Origin of the sequence: Citrobacter sp. S46_ASV_140 (genome assembly GCF_018919545.1) — a bacterium.
In the GTDB taxonomy this organism is placed as follows: Bacteria; Pseudomonadota; Gammaproteobacteria; order Enterobacterales; family Enterobacteriaceae; genus Citrobacter; species Citrobacter braakii.
The window spans coordinates 68,098-83,493 of record NZ_JAHLRC010000009.1 but is presented as its reverse complement, the minus strand read 5'-3'; the positions used below and the strand labels follow the sequence as shown (position 1 = coordinate 83,493).

The window sequence follows — 15,396 nt, the reverse complement described above, 5'->3', positions numbered from 1 at the left end:
AGCGACACGCCGACGGGGCGACATGACGCCCCTTGTATTGCTGCAATGGCCAGCGGATAAGTGGGGTGATCTACCACTACGCGATCGCCGGGGCCGGTGAGTAAACGCAGGATCAACGCCAGACCGCTGACCGCGCCGTTCACGACCATTATTTCGTCGGGCTGCGTCGGGAGTCCGCGTTCGCAATAATGCCGGGCGATGGATTCACGCAAAACCGACAGTCCCTGCGGTAGATACCCGGAGCTCAGCAGATGCTGCGGCATTGCGAACAGTGCCTGCTGGTAAGCCTGATGAATTTCAGGACCGGCACTCAGCGCTGCCGTGGACAAATCAAGCGCTGTGCCAGTGCTGGTCCGCGTAGGCACATGGCGAATGTGTTCCGGCAGGATCACCCGTGAACCGCTACCATGTCGGCTTTCCAGATATCCCTCCTCACGCAGTTGCGCCATGGCGCTGGCGACGGTGGTTCGGCTGACTTGCAGAACGGCAGCGAGCTCTCGTTCACCGGGCAAGCGGCTATCCAGCGCCAGTCGTCCATCGAGGATCAGCAAACGTAACGCTTCTGCCAACTGTCGCCAGATGGGCGTTCGCGAGGGACTTTCCTGCCAGTGTCCGAGCAGGCGTTGCAAAGACTGGCTTCCGTAACGGCGAGATGACATAGCAGTCCACTTTTTGAAAACTGGACATTAATCATAGTGCCAATTGCGGTGAAGATGAAAGTTATCTGAGAGTAAGAGGGGAAGAACATGCTGCGTCGTTTACTTCAGCTGTTTATCGGGCTGACGCTGTACGGTGTGTCGACGGCGATGTTTGTCCGTGCCGATTTAGGGGCCGATCCGTGGAACGTGTTTCACCTGGGGGTGGCAAATTTACTGTCGATGAATATCGGCGTGGTGATTATTGCCGTGGGTGTGTTGGTGCTTCTGGCGTGGATACCGCTACGCCAGCGCCCAGGGTTTGGCACGTTGAGCAACGTGATTATGATTGGGCTGGCGGCAGATGTCGCGCTGCTGGTGATTCCGGGATTTGAATCCCTGCTGGCGCGCAGCGGGCTGCTGGTGTCAGCGGTGATACTGAATGCGTTAGCAACCGCTCTGTACATTGGTGCCGGTTTTGGCGCGGGCCCGCGTGACGGTCTGATGACAGGAATTCACGCGCGTACCGGCTGGCCAGTACGACGAATTCGAACCGCAATCGAAGTGTCCGTGTTGCTTATCGGTTGGCTGCTGGGGGGAACCGTTGGGTTTGGAACGGTGCTGTATGCACTGGCTATCGGGCCGCTGATTCAAATTTGCCTGCCATGGTTTTGCCATCAGCCGCAGGCGCGTATTCGTATCAGGAATGCGCCTGGGGCACGATCGCCTGCTGGCGACTAAACTTAACCTCGACTGACGCGGCCGGAATCGGCTTGCCGCGCAGTACACTTCGGAGGTTTTTCTCATGAAGTATGTTGATGGCTTTGTGGTTGCCGTACCCGCTGAAAACAAGGAGGCGTACATTGCGATGGCGGCAAAAGCAGCTCCGCTTTTCAAGGAGTTCGGTGCATTGCGCGTGGTGGAGTGCTGGGCAGATGATGTCCCCGACGGCAAACTGACCGATTTTCGCATGGCTGTGAAAGCGCAGGATCATGAGGAAGTTGTATTCAGCTGGATTGAATACCCTTCCAAAGAGGTCCGCGATGCGGCGAATCAGAAGATGATGTCCGATCCCCGTATGAAGGAATTCGGTGAATCTATGCCATTTGATGGCAAGCGAATGATCTACGGTGGATTTGCGCCCATTATGGAAGAGTGATGTGACTGGCTGTGCGGCGTGCCGCCAGCCATCTCACCATCAACAGCCATGCTAAAGCCGTTTTTCTGCCCACAGAATAAATTCTGCTTTCGGCAGCGCTTTACTGTAAAGCCAGCCCTGACCGTACTGCACGCCGTGCTGGCGTAGCCAGGCTTCCTGATTCTCGGTTTCAATACCTTCTGCCACCATCTCCAGCTTCAGCGTTTTCGCGATCTCGATGATATGCGGCGTGACGTTGTTGTACTCCAGCGCATCGACGAACGATTTGTCGATCTTCAGGATATCCACATCCAGATCCTGCAAATAGCTAAGACTTGAATAGCCGGTACCAAAGTCATCAATATAGATCGAATGGCCTGCCTGTCGGTATTTAGCAATAAACGGCGCGCTGTTTTTTGGGTCGGCAAATTCGCGTTCGGTCAGTTCCAGTGCGATTTGTGCAGGCTTAAGTTGCCAGTGGTTCACCTTCTGGCTTAACAGAGCAGGAAGTGTTTCGGAGGTCAGATCGGCTGACTCAAGGTTAATGGATATATGCTGGTGGGGATATTGACGCAACCATTTTCCTAAATCGTCAAATACGCTTTCAATAATCAAACGGGTGAGCGGCTCTGAAAGCCCGGTCTCTTGCGCCAGTGCGACGAAAATCTCAGGCGACAGATAGCTCCCGTCGGCCTGTGGCCAGCGAGCCAGCGCCTCTGCCCCGACCACTTTCCCCGTTTTGAGCGAGATAATCGGTTGGTAGTAGACCTTGATATCCCGATGCTGGATAGCGTCCTGCAACTGGTGATGAGGGGACTGTAAACGGCGCAAAATACGCAGAATAAAGGCTGCGGTGAGTAAGCCGAGAAGGATCCCTGCCGGCAGCCAGATTAGCGCTTGTCGGTGCCAGCTTTTTTGCAAAGGTACAGTGGATGCCCAGGTTACAACCGTAATGCCCAGTTCGGGGAAGGGGCGGGCGTTATAAATACTGCCGTCTTTCTGCAGATGGGTAATCGAATGCTCTAGTTGCACATGTTGTAAAACATCCGGTGGCAGATCGGTGCTACTGGCTACCACCGTGTTACGCGCGGTACCAAGGATAGCGACTTCAATCGGCCATGAGCCAAACGGGATGACATCAATAAAAGAACCGGGATCGATCATCACGACGTAATGCTTGCTACCTAATGCCGCCATAAAACGCTTGATGCCCAAATCGTTTTGCATGGTCAACCATGCGTGGTAGCCATCGGGCGTGATTTTCATTGCTGGAGGAAACGCGGCTGCCCGGCTTCTTTTTTCCAGGGATGAGCATTGTGGAACGTTATCTTTGAGGTACAGCACTTCCTGAATATAGCGATAGCTATATGACAAACGACGCATTTCAAGCAGATGCTCTTCACTACAAGGTTCACCCTGAAAAGCTTCAATATGGCGCAACGCTTTTTTGGCCTGTTCACCTACGCGTTCCGTACGTAATGCGACTCGGGTTGAGAACATATCGAGTTCATCGATAAATTTCGTTTCGACCTGACGATGCGCCAGCCACAGGCTTAAACCTACGGGCGCGAGGATGGAAAGAAACAGCACCCCAGTCACCAGGCTTATCAGATGTCGTGTTATCACAGTGATATCCTTATTAACACAGCGTAGGGAAAGTATATCCGAAAGCCGAAAAAGCTATTCGATTGGCATCATATATTTACGGCCACTTATCATCCCGTTTAACTCTTAATCGCGTAAACCAGGTTGTGATTTATACAAGAGTGGTGTATTTTGATTGTTATGTTATAACGTAGCAAATTGAGGTTGCCATGAAGCCGGATATTCATCCTTTTTACCGTACTGTGGTGTTTCACGATACCAGTGCCAATGAATTTTTTAAGGTCGGCTCGACCATTAAAACGGAACGTGAGATTGAGTTTGAGGGGAAAATGTATCCGTACGTGACCCTGGATATCTCTTCCAAATCGCATCCGTACTATACCGGGAAACAAAAAACCTTTGATAACGAAGGCAGTGCAGCACGTTTCCAGAAACGTTTTGGTCATTTTATTGGCACTAAGCGAGGTTAAGATGCAGGTACTCAATTCACTTCGTAGTGCAAAACAGCGTCATCCTGACTGCCAGATAGTGAAACGCAAAGGGCGTTTGTACGTCATCTGCAAAACGAATCCGCGCTTTAAAGCTGTTCAGGGGCGTAAAAAAAGACGTTAGTTTCTTTACCAACATTTCAGGGATTAAAGTGCGTTTCCTTCATCGGGACGCACTTTTTTTATCTGCGTTGAGATGTCGTTACTGACTGGTCTGGGGGCGGGTTAGCGTAAAGACATCGTAGAACGAGAGTTCTCCCTTACGCGATATCATCTTTTGCAGCTGCGCTTTATGTTCGCTATCGACGGAAGGTGAGTGCAGGATGGTATCGATGAGTGAAGGGGGGACAAAGCGCGTGTTATACCATTCCCCGTTATAGCAAACTCTGAAATCCAGTACGTCGATATCTTCAAAGCGGTATCGCGGCGCAACGTCGAAAAAGAAAAACGCGTTGAGTATGACGAACAGAACCACCAGCAGCCATACTGAATCGACTAACGTTTCTGACTGCAGCATCACCGCCAGCGTGGCAAACCACGCAACATACATGCCGATGAACAAGCCGGGATGTTTGCGAATAAAGCTGATGCTAAAGCGCGGTTTGTTGTCGCGCTTTTCGCGAATATTTAAGTCGTCGATGGTTTCGGTAAGCAGGCGCTGTATTTCTGTCATCTCTTGCCTTTGTGGTGTCTGCGATATTCAGATGCGATCGCCCTATTTTAAAAGGGGATACCTTGTGAAGAAAGTAACAGATTAACCACAATTTATCATAACAGTTACATTTAAGATCACAGCGTTTTAATAATCCTGGCGGGATTGCCCCCAACCACGCAGTTTGCCGGAACGCTTTTCGTGACCACCGCGCCTGAGGCCACAACCACGTTATCACCCAACGTTACGCCAGGGTTTATCACTGCGCGTCCACCTATCCAGACGTTGTTGCCAATAGTCACGGGTTTGCCGAGCTCCATGCCACTGTTTCGCTCGGTGGCATCCAGCGGGTGGGTGGCGGTATAAATATGGACTCCTGGGGCTAACATGCAGTTGTCGCCAATATGGATCGGGCAGACGTCGAGCATAACGCAGTCGAAGTTGGCGTAAAATTCTTTACCGAGATAAATGTTATAGCCGTAATCACAACGAAAAGAGGGTTCAATGTAAGCCCCTTCGCTCTGGCCCAACAGCTCATGCAGGATAGCTTGTCGCGCATTTTTTTCATCGGGAGCGGTGAGATTGTAGCGATGGGTCAGCTGACGAGCGCGTAGTCGGTCGTGGCGCAATGTTTCATCCGCCGGGCGATAAAGTTCACCGGCGATCATTTTTTGCTTTTCATTACTCATTACGAATTTCCTGTGTACTGGAGGTCATTTCAACACAGTAAAACGCAATGCAAACAAGGGGAACGTTCCCGCTTCTTCGCTGTGATCGTAGTCACGTGATTTGATTTAAATAACCATTGTAAATACGAAAATGGTCAGCCAGACAAATGTACCGCTATACCTGACTTAACCCGTGAGCAATTAGCGAATGAATTTCCAAACAGAAGTTGGAATCTTGTCGTAGAGCTTATTCATAGTCAATTCAGCAAGGCGGTGATCTGCTGCTGAGTAAAATACAGCCAGTTCGTTGTCGGACAATTCATATTTATTTTTTTCAATAACGCGCTCAAGTGTGTCAATTGTCTGACAACGTCGCAGGCGCATCAAATAATCAGTTTTAGTTAATGGTTTATCGGACATAAATCTTACCTATGATTGTAATAATTTTTAACAAGACAAACTAACAGGATTAGCCCTGGTGGCATTGACAAAACAGCGAAACAGTCGATTACCTGACTTCCGCCATTTCTGCAGATCCTGCGTATTAATACCATAACTGCTGAACAACATAAAAGTGTCATCCAGGTATTCATCTATCTGCGCGACCAGCTTATTGTCCTCATTGTACTTAATTTTATAATTAAGTGCGAAGGTTGCAATATGCTCTATCAGTTCATTGAGCTGCAAGCTGGTGGCAGAGGTAGGGTCATTAACCCAGCCATGGTTACTTTGTTCAAGGTTTGCAAGACAGTCATGATACAGGGTTTCGCAGAGAAATTTAAGCTGCGCGATATCATGTCTTTTGGGTGAGTATTCATCCATAACGCATCCCCTTCTTCGTGGCTTAAACTAACCGAACACCTTCGGGATGGATACAACAGACTACCTGGAACTTGCCCGCGACTCCTGATGATTTAACTATAATCTAGTCTAAAAAAGATTTCATCGTCATATCACGAAAAATTACAATTATGCAAACTTATGATGTCAGGTCATTTTTACATTTTAACAGATAAATGCGGTTATTCGGAATCGGACAATTTCTTTATTCTTCGGGCAATCATCGAGTTATCTTGATTAGGTTTAGCAACGAAAGGTAACAATCGACAATGTGAACCGCTTACCAGGAATAATCTTAATATTTATTAAAGTAAATAAGAACTCTCAATGTTTTTTTAAGAATAGCCTTTAAGGCTACAGGGATTATATCGCTTATTTACCCTGGAGAAAATAAACGAAATAGCAATAAGTGATTTTTATGATTTTTCCAGAAAAAAGGCCGCTTGCGCGGCCTTATCTTTAGAGATCTATCAATGATGGTCTACTGAGTGGCTATGCTCAAGATCTTCACTTTTGCGGCTAAAGCGGCGGCGTACCACCACAAAGAACACCGGAACAAAGAAGATAGCCAACACGGTTGCCGTCACCATCCCGCCCATTACGCCAGTACCAACGGCGTTCTGCGCGCCGGAGCCTGCGCCGGAGCTGATAACCAGCGGCATTACGCCCAGAATAAAGGCCAGCGATGTCATCAGGATCGGACGTAAACGCATGCGGACCGCATCCAGCGTCGCCTCTATCAGACCTTTACCCTCTTTATCCATCAAGTCTTTGGCGAATTCGACGATAAGTATCGCGTTCTTCGCCGACAACCCAATGGTTGTGAGCAGGCCTACCTGGAAGTAAACGTCGTTGGTCAGGCCGCGGAACGTTGCCGCCAGCAATGCACCGATAACACCTAACGGTACCACCAGCATGACGGAGAACGGAATTGACCAGCTCTCGTACAATGCCGCCAGACACAGGAATACGACAATCAGTGAAATTGCATACAGAGCAGGGGCCTGGTTGCCGGACAGTCGTTCCTGGTAGGACATACCGGTCCAGTCATAGCCGATACCGGATGGCAGTTTGCTGGCCAGTTCCTCCATCATTGCCATGGCTTCACCGGTACTTTTACCCGGTGCGGCCTGGCCTAAGATTTCCATGGAAGGCAGACCGTTATAGCGTTCCAGACGCGGTGAACCATATTCCCAACGTGAGGTAGAGAAGGCGGAGAACGGTACCATCTGTCCATCGCTGCCGCGGACATACCAGTTTCCAATATCTTCCGGCAACATACGGTATTTCGCTTCAGACATGATGTAAACTTTCTTCACACGACCACGGTCGATGAAGTCATTTACGTAGCTTCCGCCCCATGCTGCACCCAGCGTTGTATTAATATCACTAATGGATACACCCAGAGCCTGCGCTTTTTCCTGATCGATATCGATCTTGAACTGCGGCGTATCTTCCAGACCGTTAGGACGTACGCCGACTAACAGATCAGGATGTTTCGCAACTTCACCAAACAGCTGGTTACGCGCCTGAGTCAGCTTCTCATGACCTAAACCTGCCTGGTCAATCAGCTGGAAGTCGAAACCGGTCGCGGTCCCTAACTCCACAATCGCTGGCAGGTTAAAAGCAAAGACCATCGCGTCTTTAATCTGCGAGAATGCGCCCATCGCACGTTGAGTAATTGCCTCAACCTTGTTCTCTTCGCCTGGACGTTCACTCCAGTCTTTCAGAGACACGAATGCGATACCGGTGTTCTGACCACGTCCTGCAAAACCGAAGCCGTTAACGGCAAACACCGATTCAACGTTCGCTTTTTCTTTGGTCAGATAGTAATCCGTCATTTCGTCCAGCACCTTCTGGGTACGCTCTTGCGTTGCACCCGCTGGCAGCTGAGCCATTGACAGGAATACCCCCTGGTCTTCATCCGGCAGGAACGAGCTTGGCAGACGAACAAACAGATAGGCCATACCCACGACGATGATCAGATACAGCGCCAGATAACGACCGGTGCTGCGCAGAATTCCGCCCACGCTGTCGGTGTAATGGTGCGTGCTCTTATCGAACATGCGGTTAAACCAGCCAAAGAAACCTTTTTTGCCTTCTCCGTGATCGCCTTTAGCAACCGGTTTGAGCATGGTCGCACACAGGGCAGGGGTCAGAATCAATGCCACCAGGACTGATAACGCCATCGCCGAAACAATGGTGATGGAGAACTGACGGTAAATTGCACCGGTAGATCCCCCGAAGAAGGCCATCGGAATAAATACCGCTGACAGCACCATAGCGATACCAACCAGTGCGCCCTGAATCTGGCCCATCGATTTACGTGTTGCTTCCTTCGGTGGTAGCCCTTCCTCAGCCATTACACGTTCAACGTTCTCGACCACAACGATGGCGTCATCCACCAACAGGCCGATGGCGAGCACCATCCCGAACATCGTCAGCGTGTTTATCGAGAAGCCGAAAATCGCAAGGACGGCAAACGTACCCAATAGCACCACCGGCACGGCGATAGTCGGAATCAGCGTCGCGCGGAAGTTCTGCAGGAACAGATACATTACCAGGAACACGAGGATGATGGCTTCCGCCAGCGTTTTCACTACTTCGTGAATAGAGATTTTCACGAACGGCGTGGTGTCATACGGGTAAACGATCTTCAGACCTGACGGGAAGAACGGTTCCATCTTCTTCAGTTCATCGCGGATAGCGTTTGCGGTGTCCAGGGCGTTAGCGCCTGTCGCCAGCTTGATACCCAGACCGGATGCCGGTTTACCGTTGAACTTCGCAATGATGTCGTAGTTCTCGCCACCCAGTTCGACTTTCGCTACGTCACGCAGGCGCACCTGGGAACCGTCCTGATTCACTTTCAGCAGAATTTTGCTGAACTCATCGGCGGAGGTTAGACGGGTTTGCGCGATGATCGAAGCGTTAAGCTGCTGGCCTTTCACCGGCGGCGTACCGCCTAACTGACCGGCTGCAACCTGGGCGTTCTGCGCTTTGATGGCGCTGATCACATCAACCGGCGTCAGCTGGAAGTTATTCAGTTTGTTCGGATCCATCCAGATGCGCATCGCGTACTGGGAACCGAACAGCTGAACATCACCCACACCTGAAGTACGGCTGATGGCGTCCTTCATGTTGGCGCCCACGTAGTCGGAAATATCCTCCTGCGTCATGGTGCCGTTGGTGTTGATTACGCCGACAACCATCAGGAAGCTACTGGATGATTTCTCAACGCTCACACCCTGTTGTTGTACTTCCTGCGGTAGAAGCGGCATTGCCAGCTGCAGTTTGTTCTGCACCTGTACCTGCGCGATATCCGCATCAGTACCAGACTGAAAGGTAAGCGTGATCTGCACGGTACCCGTGGAGTCACTGTTTGAGGACATGTACATCAGGTTATCGATACCGTTCATATTCTGTTCGATAACCTGCGTAACAGTATCCTGTACTGTTTTGGCATCAGCGCCAGGGTAGGTCGCGGAGATCGTCACTGCTGGCGGTGCAATAGTCGGATATTGCGCTACCGGCAATTTGAGGATCGCGAGCCCCCCTGCCAACATGATGATAATGGCGATCACCCACGCAAATATTGGGCGATCGATAAAGAAATTAGGCATGTCTTAACGGCTCCTGTTTAAGTTAAGACTTGGACTGTTCAGGCTGGCTACCGCTTGCAGCTTGCTGGTTGTTATCAGCGGTGATTTCCTGCGCTTTTACCTGCGCGCCAGGACGTACTTTTTGCAGCCCAGTGACAATCACGCGGTCGCCCGGTTTAAGTCCATCAGTGACTAACCATTTGTCGCCAATCGCTTGTGCGGCAACAATTTGACGGGTTTCAACTTTGTTGTCTGCACCGATAACCAATGCACTGGCATCGCCACGCGGTGTGCGGGTAACGCCTTGCTGTGGAACCAGTAATGCAGTTGGGTTAGTCCCTTCTTCCAGACGAGCACGGACGAACATACCCGGCAGTAAGGTGTGATCCGGGTTAGGGAAGATTGCGCGTAACGTAATCGACCCGGTGGTTTGATCTACCGTGACATCAGAAAATTCCAGCGTACCGGACTGCGGGAATTTAATGCCGTCATTGGTCACCAGTTCGACTTTCGCTTTACCGTTTTCCTGCTTCAGCGTGCCGTTGGCCAACTCTTGTTTCAGGCGCAGGAAATCGTTGCTTGACTGCGTCACGTCGACATAGATGGGATCCAACTGCTGAACGGTTGCCAGTGCGGTTGCCTGACCGTTTTGCACCAGAGCGCCTTCAGTAACGGATGATTTACCAATGCGGCCGCTGATCGGCGACGTTACTTTGGTATAAGCCAGATTGATGCGTGCAGTTTCTACCGCGGCTTTCGCGGCGACAACGGAGGCGTTCGCCTGCTGTGCGTCTGCCAGTGCACTATCGTAATCCTGTTGACTGATGTACTTAGTACCCAACAGTTTCTGATAACGTTTAACCGTCAGTTGAGCGATATTTGCTGCGGCTTGTGCTTTTGCCAGATCGCCTTTTGCGCTTTCATAAGCGGCCTGGTAAGTAGCAGGATCAATCTGATAGAGAGATACACCCGCTTCGATGTCACCACCTTCCGTGAAATTACGCTTCAGGATAATACCGCTAACCTGAGGACGAACTTCTGCAATGCGATACGCACTGGTGCGACCCGGGAGTTCGGTTGTTATCTGTAGAGGTTCAGTTTTGAGCGTAACAACTCCAACCTCTGGCATCTGCTGGCCCCCTTGTTGGGCCTGTTTGTCGTCACATCCTGTTAGCGCTAAGCTGCCTGAGAGCATCAGAACGACTGCCAGAGGCGTTAACCCTCTGTTTTTGTTCATATGTAAACCTCGAGTGTCCGATTTCAAATTGATCAATGGCTGAAAGCCCATAAACCCATTGCTGCGTTTATATTATCGTCGTGCTATGGTACATACATTCACAAATGTATGTAAATCTAACGCCTGTAAATTCACTGACCTATGGCACGAAAAACCAAACAACAAGCACAGGAAACTCGACAGCACATTCTCGATGTCGCTCTGCGTTTGTTTTCGCAACAAGGGGTATCATCCACCTCGCTTGCGGAGATCGCAGCAGCCGCTGGTGTCACGCGCGGCGCGATCTATTGGCATTTCAAAAACAAATCGGATTTATTCAGTGAAATCTGGGAGCTAGCAAAACCTAACATTGATGAGTTAGAGACTGAGTATCAGGCAAAATTCCCCGACGATCCACTATCAGTATTAAGAGAAATTTTAATTTACGTTCTTGAAGCTACCGTGACAGAAGAACGCCGACGTTTATTGTTGGAAATTATATTCCACAAATGCGAATTTGTCGGGGAAATGGCCTCAGTTCAGCTAGCTCAACGTAGTCTGTGTATTGAAAATTACGACCGTATCGAACAAACATTGCGGCACTGCATGAACGCCAACATGCTGCCGGAAAATCTGAACACGCGTCGCGTGGCGGTGCTGCTGCGTAGTTATGTTACCGGAATTATCGAGAACTGGTTATTTGCCCCTGAATCTTTTGATCTGAAAAAAGAGGCACGGGAATACGTCGCCGTGCTGCTTGAGATGTGTCTTCTCTGCCCAACCTTGCGGGTTAACGTAGCGGAAACCTGTTAACTCTCTGGGTCTGTACCAGGAATTCTCCTGGTCATTTTGCCTCCTGCTATTCTGCCGGTCACAGCCGTGATATTCTTGCCGCTTGACTATTTTCGGTCACTTTTCCGGTTCAGAAACCTTCATTCTCATGACTATGTTGCAGCTCTATAAACGTTCACAGCATCTTATTGCTATTACCATTCTTTTCTTCATTCTTTTGCTATCCTGCCAGTCATCTGCATTTGCGCGGGCGCAACAGAGTGGTGAACTGCCGACGAAAGCGGATATTCAGAGCCAGTTAGACACGCTGAATAAACAAAAAGATCTCTCCGCACAGGATAAGCTGGTTCAACAGGATCTCATCGATACCATTGCCACGCTGGATAAAATCGATCGTGTGAAGGATGAAACCGTACAGCTTCGGCAAAAAGTTGCCCAGGCACCGGAGAAAATGCGTCAGGCGACGGATGCGCTAAATTCGCTTAGTGATGTCGATAATGACGATGAAACGCGAAAAACGCTGAGTACGCTCTCCTTACGACAGCTTGAGTCGCGCGTGTCGCAGGTCTTGGATGACCTGCAAAGCTCGCAAAACGATCTGGCCGCTTACAACAGCCAACTGGTATCGCTGCAGACACAGCCAGAACGCGTACAAAATGCGATGTACACCGCATCGCAACAGATGCAGCAAATCCGCAATCGACTCGATGGCACCACTGTGGGAGAGGCGGCTTTACGCCCCAGCCAGCAGGTGCTGCTGCAGGCGCAGCAAGCGTTGCTGAACGCGCAGATCGACCAGCAGCGTAAGAGCCTCGAAGGGAATACCGTTTTGCAGGATACCCTGCAAAAACAACGCGATTATGTGACGGCGCACAGTAACCGCCTTGAACACCAGCTCCAGCTCCTGCAAGAGGCGGTGAACAGCAAACGACTGACGTTAACCGAAAAGACGGCACAGGAAGCGGTAACACCGGACGAAGCCGAGCGTATTCAGTCCAATCCGTTAGTGAAGCAGGAGCTTGATGTTAACCATCAGCTCAGCCAGCGCCTGATTGCCGCGACTGAAAACGGCAACAGCCTGATGCAGCAAAATATCAAGGTCAAAAACTGGCTTGATCGCGCGATGCAATCCGAACGCAACATTAAAGAGCAGATCGCCGTTCTGAAAGGCAGTCTGCTGCTGTCGCGCATTTTATATCAGCAACAACAAACGCTGCCGTCGGCGGATGAGCTTGCCGATATGACCAACCGGATCGCCGATTTGCGTCTGGAGCAGTTCGAAGTCAACCAGCAGCGCGATACGTTGTTCCAGAATGATGCGTTTGTCGCCAAACTGGAAGAAGGACACAGCAACGACGTTAACCCTGAAGTCCATGATGCCCTGCTGCAGGTCGTGGATATGCGTCGTGAACTGTTGGATCAGCTAAATAAGCAGCTGGGCAACCAGTTGATGATGGCGATTAATCTGCAAATCAACCAGCAGCAGTTAATGAGCGTGTCGAAAAACCTGAAAGAGATCCTCACGCAGCAAATCTTCTGGGTTAACAGTAACCGTCCGATGGACTGGGACTGGATCAAAGCCTTCCCGCAAACCCTAAAAGACCAGTTTAAGTCGATGAAAATCACGGTGAACTGGGAAAAAGCCTGGCCCGCCGTGTTTATTGCGTTCCTGGCAGGGCTGCCGCTGCTGCTTATCGCTGGGTTAATCCGTTGGCGTTTGAAGTGGCTGAAGGATTATCAGGCAACATTAGCCGCCGCGGTGGGGAACCTGCGCAATGACAGTCAGCTTAATACGCCAAAAGCGATTCTGATCGATCTCATCAGAGCCTTGCCGGCGTGTCTGATTATCCTCGCGGTGGGTCTGATTCTGCTGACTATGCAGCTGAATATTAGCGACCTGCTGTGGGCGTTCAGTAAGAAGATGACCATCTTCTGGTTGGTGTTTGGTCTGTGCTGGAAGGTGCTGGAAAAAGATGGTGTGGCGATACGTCATTTTGGCATGCCAGCGAAGCAGACCAGCCACTGGCGTCGCCAGATTGTGCGTATTAGCCTTGCGCTGTTGCCGCTTAACTTCTGGTCGGTCATTGCTGAGCTGTCGCCGCTTAATTTGATGGACGATGTGCTTGGCCAGGTGGTCATTTTCCTCAACCTGCTGCTGATCGCCTTCCTGGTATGGCCAATGTGCCGCGAAAGCTGGCGTGACAAAGAGTCGCATGGTCTGCGTCTGGTCACTATTACCGTGCTGTCTATTATTCCGATTGCATTAATGGTGCTGACGGCGACAGGGTATTTCTACACCACGCTGCGCCTGGCGGGCCGCTGGATTGAAACGGTCTATCTGGTTATCCTCTGGAATCTGCTGTACCAGACGGTGCTGCGAGGGTTGAGCGTAGCGGCTCGCCGTATCGCCTGGCGTCGTGCGTTAGCGCGTCGTCAGAACCTGGTGAAAGAAGGGGCCGAAGGCGCAGAGCCGCAGGAAGAACCGACTATTGCGCTGGAACAGGTTAATCAGCAAACGCTGCGTATAACCATGCTGGTGATGGTTGCCCTGTTTGGTGTTCTGTTCTGGGCCATTTGGTCTGATTTGATCACCGTGTTCAGCTATCTCGACAGCATAACGCTCTGGCATTACAACGGCACCGAAGCGGGTGCGGCAGTGGTGAAAGACGTCACCATGGGCAGCCTGTTGTTTGCGATTATTGCGTCAATGGTCGCGTGGGCGCTGATCCGCAACTTACCCGGCCTGCTGGAAGTGCTGGTGCTCTCGCGACTGAAGATGCGCCAGGGGGCTTCTTATGCGATCACCACGATCCTGAATTACGCCATCATCGCCATTGGTGCGATGACGGTCTTCGGATCGCTCGGCGTTTCGTGGGATAAGCTACAGTGGCTGGCCGCTGCTCTCTCGGTTGGTCTTGGTTTCGGCTTGCAGGAAATTTTCGGTAACTTTGTTTCCGGTCTGATTATTCTGTTTGAACGCCCGGTACGCATCGGCGATACCGTGACCATCGGTACGTTCTCCGGAACGGTCAGCAAGATCCGTATCCGTGCCACCACCATTACTGACTTCGATCGCAAAGAGGTGATCATCCCGAACAAAGCATTCGTGACGGAGCGTTTGATCAACTGGTCGCTCTCCGATACCACCACGCGTCTGGTGATCCGCATTGGCGTGGCCTATGGTTCGGATCTGGACAAAGTGAAGAAGGTGCTGTTGCAGGCGGCGACAGAACACCCGAAAGTGATGCACGATCCGGAGCCTGCAGTGTTCTTTACCGCCTTCGGTGCCAGCACGCTGGATCATGAGCTGCGTTTATACGTGCGTGAATTGCGCGATCGTAGCCACACGGTTGATGAACTTAACCGGGCGGTCGATCGTTTGTGCCGTGAAAATGACATTGATATCGCCTTTAACCAGCTCGAAGTTCACCTGCATAACGCGAAAGGTGACACCGTGACCGAGGTTAAGCGTGACATCATTAAAGGTGACGATCCGACGCCTTCGGTAGGTTAACAGAAATAATCATCAGGCCTGCGAGCTTCGATTCATTCGTAGGCCTGATAAGTGCAACGCCATCAGGTTTTCAGTTACCGCTCTTTTTTAGATAAAGAGAGCAGTTTCTTCTCGTAATCCTGCTTCACAATCTCCAGTGCTTTCAGAACTGTTTCAGGCTCCATCTGATTCTCTTCAAGCAGGACAATCAAATCGACGGCCAGTTTGACTTCATCTGGGGCGTTCTCTAATGACATAAATTCTCCGGGG

At 50.7% G+C, this 15,396-nt stretch carries 15 protein-coding genes; 6 read left to right on the top strand and 9 right to left on the bottom strand.

All coding sequences use genetic code 11. The annotated features are described in order from the left end of the window. On the bottom strand, positions 1–659 hold a 659-nt coding region (locus KQJ19_RS04910; RefSeq protein ID WP_216403391.1), incomplete at its 3' end, for an aminotransferase class I/II-fold pyridoxal phosphate-dependent enzyme. Positions 660–746: 87 nt separating this feature from the next. Here KQJ19_RS04910 and KQJ19_RS04905 point away from each other — a divergent pair. Both KQJ19_RS04905 and KQJ19_RS04900 read left to right on the top strand, forming a co-directional pair. Next, positions 747–1,376 carry a membrane protein gene (locus KQJ19_RS04905; RefSeq protein WP_016155872.1) on the top strand — a complete coding sequence of 210 codons (630 nt, stop codon included), beginning with the start codon at positions 747–749 and terminating at the stop codon, positions 1,374–1,376. 64 nt (positions 1,377–1,440) lie between these two features. Further along, on the top strand, positions 1,441–1,794 hold the full coding sequence (locus tag KQJ19_RS04900; RefSeq protein ID WP_003831033.1) for a DUF1428 family protein: 354 nt from the start codon (positions 1,441–1,443) through the stop codon (positions 1,792–1,794). A 51-nt stretch (positions 1,795–1,845) separates the two neighbouring features. Here the strand turns inward: KQJ19_RS04900 and KQJ19_RS04895 are convergent, their stop codons facing one another. Further along, the gene (locus KQJ19_RS04895; RefSeq protein ID WP_047501906.1) at positions 1,846–3,399 is read right to left on the bottom strand and encodes an EAL domain-containing protein; all 1,554 of its coding nucleotides are present in this window, start codon (positions 3,397–3,399) and stop codon (positions 1,846–1,848) included. Between the two features lie 188 nt (positions 3,400–3,587). Between KQJ19_RS04895 and KQJ19_RS04890 the strand changes: the two genes are divergently transcribed. Both KQJ19_RS04890 and ykgO read left to right on the top strand, forming a co-directional pair. Then, on the top strand, positions 3,588–3,848 hold the full coding sequence (locus KQJ19_RS04890) for a type B 50S ribosomal protein L31 (RefSeq protein WP_016152070.1): 261 nt from the start codon (positions 3,588–3,590) through the stop codon (positions 3,846–3,848). A 1-nt stretch (position 3,849) separates the two neighbouring features. Further along, positions 3,850–3,990 carry a type B 50S ribosomal protein L36 gene (gene ykgO, locus KQJ19_RS04885; protein ID WP_005125190.1) on the top strand — a complete coding sequence of 47 codons (141 nt, stop codon included), beginning with the start codon at positions 3,850–3,852 and terminating at the stop codon, positions 3,988–3,990. Positions 3,991–4,068: 78 nt separating this feature from the next. Here the strand turns inward: ykgO and KQJ19_RS04880 are convergent, their stop codons facing one another. From KQJ19_RS04880 to acrA, 6 genes are all read right to left on the bottom strand, one after another. Further along, complete coding sequence (locus tag KQJ19_RS04880) at positions 4,069–4,539, bottom strand: YlaC family protein (RefSeq protein WP_016152071.1); 471 nt, start codon at positions 4,537–4,539, stop codon at positions 4,069–4,071. Positions 4,540–4,655: 116 nt separating this feature from the next. Continuing rightward, on the bottom strand, positions 4,656–5,207 hold the full coding sequence (gene maa, locus KQJ19_RS04875) for a maltose O-acetyltransferase (RefSeq protein ID WP_016152072.1): 552 nt from the start codon (positions 5,205–5,207) through the stop codon (positions 4,656–4,658). A gap of 180 nt (positions 5,208–5,387) precedes the next feature. Beyond that, a complete protein-coding gene (locus tag KQJ19_RS04870) occupies positions 5,388–5,606 on the bottom strand; it encodes an HHA domain-containing protein (RefSeq protein WP_002892050.1) in 219 nt (72 codons plus the stop codon). 27 nt (positions 5,607–5,633) lie between these two features. Further along, positions 5,634–6,008 carry an Hha toxicity modulator TomB gene (tomB, locus tag KQJ19_RS04865; protein ID WP_019076175.1) on the bottom strand — a complete coding sequence of 125 codons (375 nt, stop codon included), beginning with the start codon at positions 6,006–6,008 and terminating at the stop codon, positions 5,634–5,636. 488 nt (positions 6,009–6,496) lie between these two features. After that, positions 6,497–9,646 carry an efflux RND transporter permease AcrB gene (gene acrB / locus KQJ19_RS04860; protein ID WP_016152073.1) on the bottom strand — a complete coding sequence of 1,050 codons (3,150 nt, stop codon included), beginning with the start codon at positions 9,644–9,646 and terminating at the stop codon, positions 6,497–6,499. 22 nt (positions 9,647–9,668) lie between these two features. After that, positions 9,669–10,862: a multidrug efflux RND transporter periplasmic adaptor subunit AcrA gene (gene acrA / locus KQJ19_RS04855; protein ID WP_016152074.1), complete on the bottom strand. Its 1,194-nt coding sequence runs from the start codon at positions 10,860–10,862 to the stop codon at positions 9,669–9,671. A 141-nt stretch (positions 10,863–11,003) separates the two neighbouring features. On the opposite strand from acrA, the gene acrR reads away from it, so the two are divergent. Both acrR and mscK read left to right on the top strand, forming a co-directional pair. Continuing rightward, complete coding sequence (gene acrR, locus KQJ19_RS04850; protein ID WP_016152075.1) at positions 11,004–11,654, top strand: multidrug efflux transporter transcriptional repressor AcrR; 651 nt, start codon at positions 11,004–11,006, stop codon at positions 11,652–11,654. 127 nt (positions 11,655–11,781) lie between these two features. Next, positions 11,782–15,147, top strand: a complete 3,366-nt coding sequence (gene mscK, locus KQJ19_RS04845; protein ID WP_200046356.1) for a mechanosensitive channel MscK — start codon at positions 11,782–11,784, stop codon at positions 15,145–15,147. Positions 15,148–15,221: 74 nt separating this feature from the next. On the opposite strand, the gene rsmS is transcribed toward mscK, so the two are convergent. Further along, positions 15,222–15,383: a pleiotropic regulatory protein RsmS gene (gene rsmS / locus KQJ19_RS04840; RefSeq protein ID WP_019076177.1), complete on the bottom strand. Its 162-nt coding sequence runs from the start codon at positions 15,381–15,383 to the stop codon at positions 15,222–15,224. Positions 15,384–15,396 lie beyond the last annotated feature (13 nt).

Bases quoted from the DNA above. Each gene is read 5' to 3' on its own strand.
- KQJ19_RS04905 (WP_016155872.1), top strand. From the start codon at position 747: ATGCTGCGTCGTTTACTTCAGCTGTTTATCGGGCTGACGCTGTACGGT.
- KQJ19_RS04900 (WP_003831033.1), top strand. From the start codon at position 1,441: ATGAAGTATGTTGATGGCTTTGTGGTTGCCGTACCCGCTGAAAACAAG.
- KQJ19_RS04890 (WP_016152070.1), top strand. From the start codon at position 3,588: ATGAAGCCGGATATTCATCCTTTTTACCGTACTGTGGTGTTTCACGAT.
- ykgO (WP_005125190.1), top strand. From the start codon at position 3,850: ATGCAGGTACTCAATTCACTTCGTAGTGCAAAACAGCGTCATCCTGAC.
- KQJ19_RS04880 (WP_016152071.1), bottom strand. From the start codon at position 4,539: ATGACAGAAATACAGCGCCTGCTTACCGAAACCATCGACGACTTAAAT.
- maa (WP_016152072.1), bottom strand. From the start codon at position 5,207: ATGAGTAATGAAAAGCAAAAAATGATCGCCGGTGAACTTTATCGCCCG.
- KQJ19_RS04870 (WP_002892050.1), bottom strand. From the start codon at position 5,606: ATGTCCGATAAACCATTAACTAAAACTGATTATTTGATGCGCCTGCGA.
- tomB (WP_019076175.1), bottom strand. From the start codon at position 6,008: ATGGATGAATACTCACCCAAAAGACATGATATCGCGCAGCTTAAATTT.
- acrB (WP_016152073.1), bottom strand. From the start codon at position 9,646: ATGCCTAATTTCTTTATCGATCGCCCAATATTTGCGTGGGTGATCGCC.
- acrA (WP_016152074.1), bottom strand. From the start codon at position 10,862: ATGAACAAAAACAGAGGGTTAACGCCTCTGGCAGTCGTTCTGATGCTC.
- acrR (WP_016152075.1), top strand. From the start codon at position 11,004: ATGGCACGAAAAACCAAACAACAAGCACAGGAAACTCGACAGCACATT.
- mscK (WP_200046356.1), top strand. From the start codon at position 11,782: ATGACTATGTTGCAGCTCTATAAACGTTCACAGCATCTTATTGCTATT.
- rsmS (WP_019076177.1), bottom strand. From the start codon at position 15,383: ATGTCATTAGAGAACGCCCCAGATGAAGTCAAACTGGCCGTCGATTTG.